The organism is Klebsiella sp. OBRC7, assembly GCF_000293135.1.
GTDB lineage: Bacteria > Pseudomonadota > Gammaproteobacteria > Enterobacterales > Enterobacteriaceae > Klebsiella > Klebsiella michiganensis.
In genome coordinates this window covers 53,203-68,474 of sequence record NZ_ALNJ01000140.1, presented here as the reverse complement: position 1 = coordinate 68,474, position 15,272 = coordinate 53,203, and the positions used below count along the sequence as shown (strand labels likewise).

10 protein-coding genes are annotated in these 15,272 nt (G+C 59.4%); 8 read left to right on the top strand and 2 right to left on the bottom strand.

The genetic code is table 11. From position 1 onward, the window contains the following. Nucleotides 1-178: 178 nt before the first annotated feature. From araB to rluA, 6 genes are all read left to right on the top strand, one after another. Nucleotides 179-1,888, top strand: a complete 1,710-nt coding sequence (araB, locus tag HMPREF1144_RS26415) for a ribulokinase (RefSeq protein WP_009654570.1) — start codon at nucleotides 179-181, stop codon at nucleotides 1,886-1,888. Between the two features lie 10 nt (nucleotides 1,889-1,898). After that, nucleotides 1,899-3,401 (top strand): L-arabinose isomerase, encoded by a 1,503-nt coding sequence (araA, locus tag HMPREF1144_RS26410; protein WP_004098541.1) that lies wholly within the window; start codon nucleotides 1,899-1,901, stop codon nucleotides 3,399-3,401. A gap of 73 nt (nucleotides 3,402-3,474) precedes the next feature. Next, on the top strand, nucleotides 3,475-4,170 hold the full coding sequence (gene araD / locus HMPREF1144_RS26405) for an L-ribulose-5-phosphate 4-epimerase (RefSeq protein ID WP_004098540.1): 696 nt from the start codon (nucleotides 3,475-3,477) through the stop codon (nucleotides 4,168-4,170). A 173-nt stretch (nucleotides 4,171-4,343) separates the two neighbouring features. Further along, nucleotides 4,344-6,701 (top strand): DNA polymerase II, encoded by a 2,358-nt coding sequence (gene polB / locus HMPREF1144_RS26400; RefSeq protein ID WP_009654592.1) that lies wholly within the window; start codon nucleotides 4,344-4,346, stop codon nucleotides 6,699-6,701. Nucleotides 6,702-6,888: 187 nt separating this feature from the next. Further along, complete coding sequence (gene rapA / locus HMPREF1144_RS26395; RefSeq protein WP_042928574.1) at nucleotides 6,889-9,795, top strand: RNA polymerase-associated protein RapA; 2,907 nt, start codon at nucleotides 6,889-6,891, stop codon at nucleotides 9,793-9,795. A 12-nt stretch (nucleotides 9,796-9,807) separates the two neighbouring features. Beyond that, entirely contained in the window at nucleotides 9,808-10,467 is a 660-nt protein-coding gene (rluA, locus tag HMPREF1144_RS26390; RefSeq protein WP_004098537.1) for a bifunctional tRNA pseudouridine(32) synthase/23S rRNA pseudouridine(746) synthase RluA, read from the top strand. An 81-nt stretch (nucleotides 10,468-10,548) separates the two neighbouring features. On the opposite strand, the gene citX is transcribed toward rluA, so the two are convergent. Together citX and HMPREF1144_RS26380 are read right to left on the bottom strand one after the other, a co-directional pair. Beyond that, nucleotides 10,549-11,088: a citrate lyase holo-[acyl-carrier protein] synthase gene (gene citX / locus HMPREF1144_RS26385; RefSeq protein WP_004098536.1), complete on the bottom strand. Its 540-nt coding sequence runs from the start codon at nucleotides 11,086-11,088 to the stop codon at nucleotides 10,549-10,551. Nucleotides 11,089-11,255: 167 nt separating this feature from the next. Then, nucleotides 11,256-12,611 carry a 2-hydroxycarboxylate transporter family protein gene (locus HMPREF1144_RS26380; RefSeq protein WP_004098535.1) on the bottom strand — a complete coding sequence of 452 codons (1,356 nt, stop codon included), beginning with the start codon at nucleotides 12,609-12,611 and terminating at the stop codon, nucleotides 11,256-11,258. Nucleotides 12,612-12,933: 322 nt separating this feature from the next. Between HMPREF1144_RS26380 and HMPREF1144_RS26375 the strand changes: the two genes are divergently transcribed. Together HMPREF1144_RS26375 and HMPREF1144_RS26370 are read left to right on the top strand one after the other, a co-directional pair. After that, on the top strand, nucleotides 12,934-14,559 hold the full coding sequence (locus HMPREF1144_RS26375) for a sensor histidine kinase (RefSeq protein ID WP_004098534.1): 1,626 nt from the start codon (nucleotides 12,934-12,936) through the stop codon (nucleotides 14,557-14,559). Next, complete coding sequence (locus HMPREF1144_RS26370) at nucleotides 14,549-15,247, top strand: response regulator (protein WP_009654537.1); 699 nt, start codon at nucleotides 14,549-14,551, stop codon at nucleotides 15,245-15,247. Before HMPREF1144_RS26375 ends, HMPREF1144_RS26370 begins: the two co-directional genes overlap by 11 nt. Nucleotides 15,248-15,272 lie beyond the last annotated feature (25 nt).

Here is a 15,272-nt window from a genome sequence, read left to right as displayed (position 1 = left end):
GCGCATAACTGAAGTGTCTATAAAGACGGCAGGAAAGTCCACATTGAATATTTGCACGGCGTCACACTTTGCGACGTCACAGCAATATAGTCCATAAGATTAGCGAATACGGCCTGACGGTTTTCAGCCCAGATATCTACTGTTTCACCATGAATGATTTTTAGCATGGAGTAACAGTATGGCAATTGCGATTGGCCTCGATTTTGGCAGTGATTCAGTACGCGCCCTGGCGGTAGAGTGCGCGACCGGCGAAGAGCTCGCCGCAAGCGTCGAGTGGTATCCGCGCTGGCAGGAGGGGCTATTTTGCGATGGTTCGAACAACCAGTTCCGCCATCATCCACGCGACTATATCGAATCAATGGAAGCCGCGCTGAAAAGCGTCCTCGCCGCGCTTAGCGCCGAACAGCGCGCTGCCGTGGTGGGTATCGGCGTTGACAGCACCGGCTCCACCCCCGCGCCCATCGACGCAGACGGCAACGTGCTGGCGCTGCGCGACGAATTCGCCAGCAACCCCAACGCCATGTTCGTGCTGTGGAAGGACCATACCGCGGTGGAGGAGGCGGAGGAGATTACCCGTCTGTGCCACCAGCCGGGCAAAGAGGATTACTCCCGCTATATCGGCGGCATCTACTCCAGCGAATGGTTCTGGGCCAAGATCCTTCACGTGACCCGCCAGGACAGCGCCGTTGCCGAGGCCGCCGCGTCGTGGATTGAGCTGTGCGACTGGGTGCCGGCCCTGCTTTCCGGGACCACCCGCCCGCAGGATATTCGTCGCGGCCGCTGCAGCGCCGGGCACAAATCCCTGTGGCATGAAGGCTGGGGCGGACTGCCGCCTGCCGGTTTCTTCGATGAACTCGACCCGATAATCAACCAGAGCCTGGCCTACCCGATGTTCAGCGATACCTGGACTGCGGATATCCCGGTCGGCACGCTCACCGCCGAATGGGCCGCGCGCCTGGGCCTGCCGCAAACCGTCGCCATCTCCGGCGGCGCATTCGACTGCCATATGGGCGCCGTCGGCGCCGGTGCGCAGCCAAATGCGCTGGTCAAAGTTATCGGCACCTCCACCTGCGACATTCTGATCGCCGATAAACAGAGCGTTGGCGAGCGCACGGTGAAAGGGATTTGCGGCCAGGTCGACGGCAGCGTCGTACCTGACTTTATCGGTATGGAAGCGGGGCAATCCGCTTTTGGCGACATCTACGCCTGGTTTGGCCGCATTCTCGGCTGGCCGCTGGAGCAGCTGGCGCAGGCCCACCCGGAACTCAAAGAGCAGATCAAAGCCAGCCAGAAACAGCTGCTGCCCGCGCTGACCGACGCATGGGCAAAAAATCCGTCTCTTGACCACCTGCCGGTGGTGCTGGACTGGTTTAACGGCCGCCGTACGCCGAATGCCAACCAGCGTCTGAAAGGGGTCATTACCGATCTGAACCTTGCCACCGACGCCCCGGCGCTGTTCGGCGGACTGATTGCCGCCACCGCTTTTGGCGCCCGCGCCATTATGGAGTGCTTCACCGAACAGGGGATCCCGGTCAATAACGTGATGGCGCTCGGCGGCATCGCGCGCAAAAACCCGGTGATCATGCAGGCCTGCTGCGATGTGCTGAATCGCCCGCTGCAAATCGTCGCGTCCGATCAGTGCTGCGCCCTGGGCGCGGCTATCTTCGCCGCCGTTGCCGCCGGCGTATACCGCGATATCCCTGCCGCGCAGGAAAACATGGCCAGCCAGGTGGAAAGTACCCTGCAGCCTCGTCCGGCGCAGGCGCAACGCTTCGAACAACTCTATCAGCGCTACCAGCAGTGGTCGCTCAGCGCGGAACAACGTTATCTCCCTTCGACTGCAAAAGCGGAATCCGCGCCGCAATCTCAGGCAGCCCTCACCCATTAAGGACATAAAAATGACGATTTTTAATAACTATGAAGTGTGGTTCGTTATCGGTAGCCAGCATCTGTACGGCCCTGAAGCGCTACGTCAGGTGACAAAGCACGCAGAACATGTGGTGAACAGCCTGAATGCGGAAGCCAAACTGCCGTGCAAACTGGTGCTTAAGCCGTTGGGTACCACGCCGGATGAGATCACCCATATCTGCCGCGACGCAAACTACGATGATAAGTGCGCCGGGATGGTGGTGTGGCTGCATACCTTCTCGCCGGCGAAAATGTGGATCAATGGCCTCACGATCCTGAATAAACCGCTGATGCAGTTCCATACCCAGTTCAACGCGGCCCTGCCGTGGGACAGCATCGATATGGACTTTATGAACCTGAACCAGACCGCCCACGGCGGCCGCGAATTTGGCTTCATCGGTGCCCGCATGCGTCAGCAGCACAGCGTGGTGACCGGCCACTGGCAGGATAAAGAAGCCCATCAGCGCATCGGCGCGTGGATGCGCCAGGCGGTCTCTAAACAGGATACCCGCCACCTGAAAGTGTGCCGTTTCGGCGATAACATGCGCGAAGTGGCGGTCACCGACGGGGATAAAGTCGCCGCGCAGATTAAGTTTGGCTTCTCGGTTAACACCTGGGCGGTGGGCGATCTGGTGCAGGTCGTCAATGCGGTCACCGACGGTGAAATCAGCGCCCTGGTGGATGAGTACGAAAGCAGCTATCGCCTGACCCCCGCGGTGCAAATCCACGGCGATAAGCGGCAGAACCTTCTCGATGCCGCGCGCATTGAGCTGGGGATGAAGCGCTTCCTGGAACAGGGCGGCTTCCACGCGTTCACCACCACCTTTGAAGATTTACACGGCCTGAAACAGCTTCCGGGTCTCGCCGTGCAGCGTCTGATGCAGCAGGGCTACGGCTTTGCGGGCGAGGGCGACTGGAAAACCGCCGCTCTGCTTCGCATCATGAAGGTGATGGCAACCGGTCTGCAGGGCGGCACCTCCTTTATGGAGGATTACACCTACCACTTCGAGAAAGGCAACGATCTGGCGCTGGGCTCGCATATGCTGGAAGTCTGCCCGACCATCGCCACCCCTGAAAAACCGATTCTCGACGTGCAGCCGCTGGGCATCGGCGGGAAAGCCGATCCGGCGCGCATCATCTTTAACACCCAGACCGGCCCGGCGATCGTCGCCAGCCTGATCGATCTCGGCGATCGCTATCGTCTGCTGGTGAACACCATTGAAACGGTGAAAACGCCGCACGAACTGCCGAAGCTGCCGGTGGCCAACGCCTTGTGGAAAGCGCATCCGGATCTGCGCACCGCGTCCGAAGCCTGGATCATCGCTGGCGGCGCGCACCACACCGTCTTCAGCCATGCGCTCACCCTCGACGATATGCGCCAGTTTGCTGAGCTGCAGGATATCGAGCTGACCGTGATTGATAACGAAACCCGTCTGCCCTCCTTCAAGGACGCGCTGCGCTGGAACGAAGTGTATTACGGTTCAAAACGCTAAGGGGCCGTCCCCTCACCCTCTCCCTGAGGGTGCGGGTGAGGGGAACTGACTCGCCAGCAATTCGGAGCACAGTATGTTAGAAGATCTCAAACGCCAGGTTCTCGAAGCCAACCTGGCCCTGCCAAAGCACAATCTGGTTACCCTCACCTGGGGTAACGTCAGCGCCGTCGACCGGGAACGGGGCGTACTGGTGATTAAACCCTCCGGCGTCGACTACAGCGTCATGACCGCCGAGGATATGGTGGTGGTCAGCCTGGAGACCGGCGAAGTGGTGGAAGGCAAGAAAAAGCCTTCGTCGGATACGCCAACCCACCGTCTGCTGTATCAGGCATTCCCGACGCTGGGCGGCATTGTTCATACCCATTCGCGTCACGCCACCATCTGGGCGCAGGCCGGACAGTCGATTCCCGCTACCGGCACCACCCACGCCGACTATTTCTACGGCGCGGTCCCCTGTACCCGTTTGATGACCGACGATGAGATCAACGGCGAGTACGAATGGCAAACCGGCGAAGTGATCGTTGAAACCTTCCGTGAGAAAGGCATCGATCCGGCGCAAATGCCCGGCGTGCTGGTGCACTCGCACGGCCCGTTTGCCTGGGGGAAAAACGCCGAAGACGCGGTGCATAACGCTATTGTGCTGGAAGAGATCGCCTATATGGGCATCTTCTGCCGCCAGCTGGCGCCGCAGCTGCCGGAGATGCAGCAAACGCTGCTGGATAAACACTATCTGCGCAAGCACGGCGCGAAAGCCTATTACGGGCAGTAACGCCGCAGCATTCCCGGCTCGCGCTGCGCTTAGCCGGGATACAGGCTGATAGTCCGGCTAAGCGTTAACGCCGCAATCCGGGAGATAGCGCGCACCACACCTGTATAAAACCCCAGCATCATTCGGTGAACCAGGCTATAATCAGGCCTGGTTTTTACTGATGAGAGCACGGCGTGACGCAGCCACGAGCAGGTTTTTTACTCACCCGTCACTGGCGGGATACCCCGCAGGGCACCGAACTGACGTTCTGGCTGGCGACCGATGACGGCCCGCTTGAGGTCACCCTGCCGCCGCAGGAATCCGTCGCGTTCATTCCCGAATCGCAGCGCCCGCAGGCTGAACGCCTGCTGCAGGGCGAAAACGGCCATCGCCTTGCTGCGCTCACTCTGCAAGATTTTCATCGCCAGCGGGTCTTTGGCCTCTACTGCCGCGCTCACCGCCAGCTGATGCGGCTGGAAAAAAAGCTGCGCGAAAACGGCGTCAAGGTATATGAAGGCGACGTTCGCCCCCCGGAGCGCTATCTGATGGAGCGCTTTATCACCGCCCCGGTGTGGGTTGAAGGCGAGGCGCGCGGCCAGCGGCTGGTCAACGCGCGGATGAAGCCCAATCCCCACTACCGGCCGCCCCTGAAGTGGGTGTCGCTGGACATCGAAACCAGCCGCCACGGCGAGCTCTACTGTATCGGCCTTGAAGGCTGCGGCCAGCGGGTCGTCTATATGTTAGGGCCGGAACCGGCCACCCCGCCTGCCGTCGATTTCGAACTGGTGTACGTCGCCAGCCGCCCGCTGCTGCTGGAAAAGCTTAACGCCTGGTTTGCCGCCCACGACCCGGACGTGCTGATCGGCTGGAACGTGGTGCAGTTTGATTTACGCGTCCTGCAAAAGCACGCCGAGCGCTATCGCATCCCACTGCTGCTCGGCCGCGGCAACAGCGAACTGGAGTGGCGCGAACACGGTTTTAAGAATGGCGTCTTCTTTGCTCAGGCCAACGGCCGCCTGATTATCGATGGCATTGAGGCGCTGAAATCCGCGTTCTGGAACTTCTCCTCTTTTGCGCTGGAGTCGGTCGCCCGCGAGCTGCTCGGCGAGGGCAAAGCCATTGATAATCCCTGGGATCGGATGGATGAAATCGATCGCCGCTTTCACCAGGATAAACCGGCGCTGGCCACCTATAACCTGCAGGACTGCGAGCTGGTCACGCGCATCTTCCACAAAACCGAGATCATGCCGTTTTTGGTGGAGCGCGCGACGGTCAACGGCCTGCCTGCGGATCGCCACGGCGGTTCGGTCGCCGCCTTCAGCCATCTCTATTTCCCGCGCATGCACCGGCTCGGCTACGTCGCGCCGAACCTCGGTGAAGTGCCGCCGCAGGCCAGCCCCGGCGGCTACGTGATGGACTCCCGCCCCGGTCTCTACGACTCGGTGCTGGTGCTGGACTACAAAAGCCTTTACCCATCGATTATCCGCACCTTTCTGATCGACCCGGTGGGGCTGGTGGAAGGTCTGGCGCAGCCCGATGACGCCCACAGCACCGAAGGCTTTCTCGGCGCGCGCTTCTCGCGAGAAAAACACTGCCTGCCGGGGATCGTCGGGCAAATCTGGCACGGGCGCGACGAGGCCAAACAGCATAAAAACAAACCGCTGTCGCAGGCGCTGAAGATCATTATGAACGCCTTCTACGGCGTGCTCGGTACCAGCGCCTGCCGCTTTTTCGATCCGCGTCTGGCCTCATCCATTACCATGCGCGGCCACGCGATTATGCGCCAGACCAAAGCGCTGATTGAATCCCAGGGCTATGACGTCATCTACGGCGATACCGACTCCACCTTCGTGTGGCTCAAACGGTCCCACAGCGAAGAGGAAGCCAGCAGCATTGGCCGCTCGCTGGTGGCCTTCGTCAACGAATGGTGGGCGGCGGAGCTAAGCAAAGAGGGGCTTGTCAGTACCCTCGAGCTGGAGTTTGAAACCCACTTCTGCCGCTTTCTCATGCCTACCATTCGCGGCGCGGATACCGGCAGTAAAAAGCGCTACGCCGGGATGATTCAGGAAGGCAGCGAGCAGCGCATGGTGTTTAAAGGGCTGGAGACGGTACGCACCGACTGGACGCCGCTGGCCCAGCAGTTTCAGCAGGAGCTTTATCTGCGCATTTTCCGCCATCAGCCCTATCGCGATTACGTGCGCGAAACCATTGATAAGCTGATGAACGGCGAGCTTGACGATCGGCTGGTCTACCGCAAGCGCCTGCGCCGTCCGCTGGCGGAGTATCAGCGCAACGTGCCGCCGCACGTGCGCGCGGCCAGGCTCGCTGATGAGCAAAACGTCAGGCTGGGCAGGCCGCAGCAGTATCAGCAGCGCGGCAGCATTAAATACGTCTGGACCACCGGCGGGCCGGAGCCGGTGGATTATCAGCAATCACCGCTGGATTATGAACACTATCTTTCTAAGCAATTAGAGCCTGTCGCCGAAGGAATACTTCCCTTTGTCGACGACGATTTTGCTACAATAGTGACGGGGCAGCTGGGGCTATTTTGATTTTTTCTCACTTATTCCGCTGGCGCAAAAGCCGCAAAATGAAGGGTGAGGAGGACGTGACGAACGTTCCGCCATCCAGTAATATAGCGCCCTTTCCATTCCTGGACCCAATTTTGACGTATCTCCGATTCTCCATGGAGATGCTCAACTATTGCCTGCAATCAAAGAACTAAAGAGCCGAACATATATGCCTTTTACACTTGGTCAACGCTGGATTAGCGACACAGAAAGCGAACTGGGATTAGGGACGGTCGTTGCGCTGGACGCGCGCATGGTGACCCTGCTTTTCCCCGCCATCGGCGAAAACCGTCTGTACGCACGCAACGACTCCCCAATCACCCGCGTGATGTTTAACCCGGGCGATACCATCACCAGCCATGAAGGCTGGCAGCTCCAGGTTGACGAAGTTAATGAAGAGAACGGTCTGCTGGCCTACACCGGTACCCGCCTCGATACCCAGGAAGCCAACGTTACCCTGCGTGAAGTGCTCCTCGACAGCAAGCTGGTCTTCAGCAAACCGCAGGACCGTCTGTTCGCCGGACAGATCGACCGCATGGATCGTTTCGCCCTGCGCTATCGCGCGCGTAAATTCCAGAGCGAGCAGTACCGCATGCCGTGGAGCGGCCTGCGCGGCCAGCGCACCAGCCTGATCCCGCATCAGCTGAATATCGCCCACGACGTTGGCCGCCGCCACGCGCCGCGCGTCCTGCTGGCGGACGAAGTAGGTTTAGGTAAAACCATTGAAGCCGGGATGATCCTGCATCAGCAGCTGCTCTCCGGCGCCGCCGAACGCGTTCTGATCGTCGTCCCGGAAACCCTGCAGCACCAGTGGCTGGTGGAAATGCTGCGCCGCTTTAACCTGCGCTTCTCGCTGTTTGACGATGAGCGCTACGCCGAAGCGCAGCACGACGCAATTAACCCGTTCGAAACCGAACAGCTGGTGATCTGTTCGCTGGATTTCGTGCGCCGCAGCAAGCAGCGCCTGGAACACCTGTGCGAAGCCGAATGGGATCTGATGGTCGTTGATGAAGCGCACCACCTGGTCTGGAGCGAAGACGCCCCGAGCCGGGAATATCAGGCTATAGAACAGCTGGCCGAATGCGTGCCGGGCATTCTGCTACTCACCGCGACACCGGAGCAGCTGGGAATGGAGAGCCACTTCGCCCGCCTGCGCCTGCTCGACCCCAACCGTTTCCACGACTTCGCCCAGTTTGTTGAAGAGCAGCAGAACTACCGTCCGGTTGCCGACGCGGTCGCCCTGCTGCTGGCCGGGAATAAACTGAACGACGCCGAGCTGAACGCGCTGAGCGATCTGATCGGCGAACAGGATATTGAACCATTATTGCAGGCCGCCAACAGCGATCGCGATGATGCCCAGGCCGCTCGTCAGGAGCTGGTGTCGATGCTGATGGACCGCCACGGTACCAGCCGCGTGCTGTTCCGCAACACCCGTAACGGCGTCAAAGGTTTCCCGAAACGCGAGCTGCATACAATTCGTCTGCCGCTGCCGACCCAGTACCAGACGGCCATTAAGGTTTCCGGCATTATGGGCGCCCGTAAAACCGCCGAAGAGCGCGCCCGCGATATGCTCTATCCGGAGCAGATTTATCAAGAGTTTGAAGGCGATACCGGCACCTGGTGGAACTTCGACCCGCGCGTTGAGTGGCTGATGGGCCATCTCACCAGCCACCGCTCGCAGAAAGTGCTGGTCATCTGCGCCAAAGCGGCCACCGCGCTGCAGCTGGAGCAGGTCCTGCGCGAGCGCGAAGGCATTCGCGCCGCGGTGTTCCACGAAGGGATGTCGATTATCGAACGCGACCGCGCTGCCGCCTGGTTCGCCGAGGAAGATACCGGCGCTCAGGTGCTGCTGTGTTCTGAGATCGGCTCCGAAGGCCGCAACTTCCAGTTCGCCAGCAATCTGGTGATGTTCGACCTGCCGTTCAACCCGGATCTGCTGGAGCAGCGTATCGGCCGTCTTGACCGTATCGGCCAGGCTCACGATATTCAGATCCACGTTCCCTATCTGGAAAGAACCGCCCAGTCGGTGCTGGTGCGCTGGTATCACGAAGGTCTGGACGCGTTCGAGCACACCTGCCCGACCGGCCGTACCGTCTACGACAGCGTGCATAACGAACTGATCAACTATCTTGCCACGCCGGAAAATACCGACGGCTTCGACGACTTGATCAAAGCCTGCCGCCAGCAGCATGAAGCGCTGAAAGCGCAGCTGGAACAGGGCCGCGACCGTCTGCTGGAGATCCACTCCAACGGCGGAGAAAAAGCCCAGCAGCTTGCGGAAAGCATTGAAGAACAGGATGACGACACCAGCCTGATCGCCTTCTCCATGAACCTGTTTGATATCGTCGGCATCAACCAGGACGATCGCGGTGAGAATCTGATTGTCCTGACCCCCTCCGACCATATGCTGGTCCCGGATTTCCCGGGCCTGCCGGAAGATGGCTGCACCATTACCTTTGAGCGTGACGTCGCCCTGTCCCGCGAAGACGCGCAGTTCATCACCTGGGAGCATCCGCTGATTATCAACGGTCTGGATCTGATCCTCTCCGGTGATACCGGCAGCAGCACCATTTCGCTGCTGAAGAATAAAGCGCTGCCGGTCGGTACTCTGCTGCTGGAGCTGATTTACGTCGTTGAAGCGCAGGCGCCGAAGCATCTGCAGCTCAACCGCTTCCTGCCGCCGACGCCGGTGCGCATGCTGCTCGACAAAAACGGCAACAACCTCGCCGGTCAGGTAGAGTTCGAAAGCTTCAATCGCCAGCTGAGCGCGGTTAACCGCCACACCGGCAGCAAGCTGGTCAACGCCGTCCAGCAGGACGTCCACGCGATTTTACAGCAGGGCGAAGGCCAGGTAGCCAAAGTGGCCCAGGCGCTGATCGACGCCGCGCGTAAAGAAGCCGACGATAAGCTGACGGCCGAGCTGTCGCGCCTTGAAGCGCTACGCGCCGTGAACCCGAACATCCGCGATGATGAACTGGCGGCTATCGAGAGCAATCGTCAGCAGGTGATGGACGCGCTGGCTCAAGCAGGCTGGCGTCTTGATGCGCTGCGCTTAATCGTCGTCACCCACCAGTAACGGAACGCGAATATGGCGATGGAAAACTACAATCCGCCGCAGGATCCCTGGCTGGTTATTCTTTACCAGGATGAGCACATTATGGTGGTCAACAAGCCAAGCGGCCTGTTGTCCGTGCCGGGCCGGCTTGCCGAGCACAAAGACAGCGTGATGGCGCGCGTTCAGCGCGACTTCCCGCAGGCCGAGTCGGTGCACCGGCTGGATATGGCGACCAGCGGCGTGATTGTGGTGGCCCTGACCAAAGCGGCGGAGCGCGAGCTGAAGCGGCAGTTCCGCGAACGGGAGCCGAAAAAGCAGTACGTCGCCCGCGTCTGGGGGCATCCGGAGAAAACCGAGGGTCTGGTGGATTTACCGCTGATTTGCGACTGGCCGAACCGGCCAAAGCAGAAGGTGTGTTACGAAACCGGCAAAGCGGCGCAAACCGAGTATGAAGTGCTGGAGTTGGCGGCGGACAACACCGCCCGCGTGCGCCTGAAGCCGATTACCGGGCGTTCGCATCAGCTGCGCGTGCATATGCTGGCGCTGGGCCATCCGATTCTTGGCGACCGCTTTTATGCGTCGCCGGAAGCGCTGGCCATGGCGCCGCGTCTGCTGCTGCACGCCGAAACGCTGACCATCACCCACCCCGCTTTCGGTAATACGATGACGTTTCGCGCGCCGATCGACTTCTGACCGTACCTCTCTGTCCCGGGTCGTGCCGCCAGCGGCTCACCCGGGCTACTCCTCGCTCATCAATGTCGCGGAAAACGGGCGTCAGTCGCGGGCAAACCACGCATCAATCATCTGCTCAACGCGGGCCACCACCTGCCCGGTGTCATGACGGCGGCTGCGCGCGCAGGCGTGCGCGGGCTCGTCGCACAGCAGGCAGCGGCGCTGGTTCTCCCCCATTGACTGACGGCCTACCAGGCCATTTTTCGGGCAAATGACGTCAATATCCCACAGGCGGCCCAGCGGATGAGTATGCTCGAGATCGGTACAGAAGGCTTTGATTTCACTGGCGGCGTGATCGACGCACCACAGCGCTTCCGGCCCGGTCGGCAGCCACAGCACCTGGCGATCCAGCGTCTGCCAGCGGTGTTTCCACAGCATCTGATCGCAGGCCTGCAGCGCCACCCCCATCATATTACGGTAGCGAATGCTGTCTTTCACCGCGCCCGGCGTCACCAGGGTCAGCGAAATCACCGGCCGCTGATAATGGGCTAACCAGTCGGCCTGGCGCGCGGCGCGCTGCTCTTTCGCCGCCAGCAGCGCTTCCATGCTTACGCCCTCACGGGCGAGAGTATCCACTGACATTTGTTCTCTCCTCACTTAATAAAAGGCAGCGGACAGGCTGCCGTCGCAGTCGCGAATAACGGCGCTGATTGTATCGCTAAACGATCCCTGTTTTGGAGACGGGGCGCAGATATTTTCTGCGCCATTTAGCACGAAAAAGCAGACTTAGCGGTTATAAAAAAGTTAAATCAGGCCAGAAAGTGACTGAGGAACAGCAGACCCAGCGAAACATTAATCGCGCCGCCGATCCGGGTTGCAATCTGCGCGAACGGCATCAGGTTCATGCGGTTGCCGGAGGTCAGAATCGCCACGTCGCCGGTACCGCCCTGACCGCTCTGGCAGCAGGAGACAATCGCCACGTCAATCGGGTACATACCAATCTTTTTGCCGACCAGGAAACCGGTCGCCACCAGCGCCGTTACGGTGCTGATAATCACCAGCAAGTTGGTCACGGTAAAGGCGTTGACCAGCTCCTGCCAGGGGGTGATCGCCACGCCGACGGCAAACAGAATCGGATAGGTGACCGCCGTGCGGAAGAACTTATACACCATCTGCGAGCCCTCCTGCAGGCGCGGAGAGACGCCGTTCACCAGCTTCAGCAGCACCGCGAGGAACAGCATGCCCACCGGCGCGGGCAGGCCGATGGTCTTCTGCCCCAGCATACCCAGCATATAGAGCAGCACCGCCAGCAGCGCGCCGGAGGCCAGCGTCGTCACGTCCATTTTGCCCTCGGCGGGCGTTTCGCGATGCGTCTCGTTGCGGCGGTTCGGCATCAGCTGCCCCTCCCCGGTCAAATGCGGGAAACGCTTGCCCAGTTGGTTCAAACAGCCGGAGATCACAATCGCCGTCAGGCTGCCCAGCATCACCATCGGCAGCACGCGCCCAAGCGCCACGCCCTGATCCATATGCATCAGCGCGGCGTAGCCAATCGACAGTGGGATAGCCCCCTCGCCGACGCCACCGGCCATGATCGGCAGGACGATAAAGAAGAACACCTGAAACGGCTCCAGTCCCAGCGCGGTACCGACGCCCACGCCGACCACCATGCCGACGATTTCGCCGCACAGCATCGGGAAGAAAATCCGCAGAAAGCCCTGAATCAGGGTGGTTCGGTTCATGCTCATAATGCTGCCGACGATTATGCAGCAGATATAAAGATAAAGAATGTTGGTCGACTTGTAGAATTTGGTGGTCGACTCCACCACCACCTCCGGCAGCAGGCCGTAATGCACCAGCGCAGAAGGGATAAAGGTCGCGCAGATGGCCGCCGCACCGAGCTTGCCCAGAACCGGCAGCCGTTTACCGAATTCGCCGCAGGCAAAGCCGAAAAAGGCCAGCGTCGCTACCATCACGACGATATCGCTCGGCAGCTTGCCGCCCAGGCAGTCCAGCGCGATCAGGCCGCCGGCCAGCAAAAAGAGCGGCAGCGGGATAATACCGACTTTCCAGTTATCGAGGATATGCCACCAGCGCTGCTTAAGCGCGGGTTTCGGCGTATTAATAGGGTCGATGGTTGCAGAGAATGCATTGTCTGTGGTGCTCATAATTAAGCCCTCTGGTTATTATTACTTTTCAGGTTAGAGGGCCACGCGCGGAGTTAATGTGAGATTCACCAGATTAAAAACGAAGTTTTAATGGTCACTATGGTTTTTATGGTTTCTATTATTTATGTGATATTTATCTGATTTATTGCCGTGGTTTTTAAGGTTTTTAAATCCAGCGCCTGATTAACCTTGATAAATTCCCCGCCAGCGGATAATTCTGGTTCCCGGACGCTCTTGTGACGTTCACCGGTTTTCCTCAGCCACGATGCCGGCGGCGAAAAAATGATACGCTGCCGTATCCCTGATACTGTGCATTATACTTATGAAGGTTTCATTTCAGTTTAAGCTGTTCATTTCGCTGGTCGCTTTTTTCTCAGTGCTGTTTGCGCTGCTGGGCGTGTATTACTATTTCGACGCCAGCCATCAGCTTTATCAGGAAATGAGCGCCCGCGCGAAAATACAGGCAGAAGAAATCGCGCTGATGCCGGATTTACGTCAGCAGGTGGCCCGTGAAGACGCGCTGGCGATAAAGCCTTTTATGCAAAATATCGCCGCCCACAGCGACGCCAGTTTTATCGTCATTGGCGATAAGCGGGGCGTGCATCTGTTTCACTCTGTCCATCCGGAGTGGGTCGGCACGCGGCTGGTTGGCGGCGATAACCAGCCGGTACTTGAGGGGAAAAGCACGACCACCATCCGTAAAGGGGGACTCGGTATTTCCCTGCGCAGCAAAGCGCCCATTTTCGATAACGCGGGTCGGGTCGTTGGCATTGTCTCCGTCGGCTACCTCACCAGCTATCTCGACAGCATCACGCTGGCAAAAGTCATCAATATCTTCATCGCCGCGGTGCTGCTGCTTATCGCGCTGTTTATCTTCTCCTGGTACTTCACCCGCAGCATTAAGAAACAAATTTTCTCGCTGGAGCCGCGCGAAATCGGCCTGCTGGTGCGTCAGCAAAAAGCGATGATGGAATCGATATACGAAGGGGTGATCGTGATTGACCATCACCGGCGTATTGAAGTGATAAACCACGCCGCCCGCAGCCTGCTCGGACTGAGCCAGCCCGCGCACCAGCTCCGCGGTAAGTCTATCGATAGCGTCATTACGCCGCAGCCGTTTTTCGCCGGCGGAGAGATGTTCGAAAGCGATACCCACGACGAGCTGTGCCGTTTTAATCAGCTGACGGTACTCGCCAGCCGGGTGCGAATCATGCTGGAGAATTCGCTACAGGGCTGGGTGATCACCTTCCGCGACCGCGATGAAATCAACTCCCTGAGCGCCCAGCTCAGCCAGGTAAAACGCTACGTTGATAATCTGCGCATCATGCGCCATGAACAGCTCAACCGGATGACGACCCTCTCCGGCCTGCTGCATATGGGCCACTATGATGAGGCGATTCGCTATATTCAGGCGCAGTCGGAGCATGCCCAGGAGCTGCTGGACTTTATTTCATCGCACTTTAATTCGCCGACGCTGTGCGGCCTGCTGTTGGGTAAAGCCGCCCGCGCGCGGGAAAAAGGGGTTGAGCTAAGCTTTGACCCGGCCTGCCGCATCGACCGCCCGCTGCCGTCGTTGATGGAGTCCGAGCTTATCTCTATCATCGGTAATCTGCTGGATAACGCCATTGAAGCCACCCAGCGCGCTGAACTGCCGCACGAACCGGTCGAGATCCTGATTCAGCTCAACGCCCGGGAATTAATGATTGAAGTCGCCGATCGCGGCGTCGGTATTCGCCCGGAGATCCGCGAGCATATATTTGAGCGCGGCGTCACCACCAAAACCCGCGGCGATCACGGTATTGGACTGTATCTTATTGAGCGCTATGTCACCCAGGCTGGCGGCACGATTGAAGTGGCCGACAACGCGCCGCGCGGGGCGATTTTTACGCTGTTTATTCCCGCCAGCGGGCCAGCCCATCCGCAAGAAGAGACACACTATGCATCATGACCTGGTCGATGTCCTGATCGTTGAAGATGAAAGCGAACTGGCGCGGCTGCACGCCGAGCTTATCCAGAAACACCCGCGCATGCGGCTGACCGGCACGGCGGCCTCTCTCGCCCAGGCGCGGCAGATACTCAACGCCAGACCGCCGCAGCTGGTGCTGCTGGATAACTACCTGCCGGACGGCAAAGGGGTCACCCTGATGAACGACCCTCTTATGGCCCATGCTAACTGCTCGGTGATCTTTATCACCGCCGCCAGCGATATGGAAACCTGTAGCCAGGCAATCCGCAACGGCGCCTTAGACTACATTCTTAAGCCGGTATCATGGAAGCGCCTGAGCCAGTCCCTTGAACGGTTCGTGCAGTTCTACGATCAGCAGCGCGAATGGAAGATCGTCGACCAGCAGAACGTGGATTCTCTGTATCAGCTACAGGCTAAAAACTACCGAGCCGATAGCGGCAGTAAAGGCATTGAAGAAAAAACGCTGGCGCTGGTGCAGAACCTGTTTACCGACGAAGAAGAGCGCTGCTTTTCGGTTGATGACGTGGTGAGCGAGGCTGGCTTGAGCAAAACCACGGCCCGTCGCTATCTGGAGCACTGCGTGGAAATCGGCTTTCTGCAGGTGGAAATGCTGTACGGCAAGATTGGCCATCCGCGGCGTATGTACCGCCGCGCCGCCGGCGCATCGTGACGCCTCTCCCGCCCGGGAGAGGCCG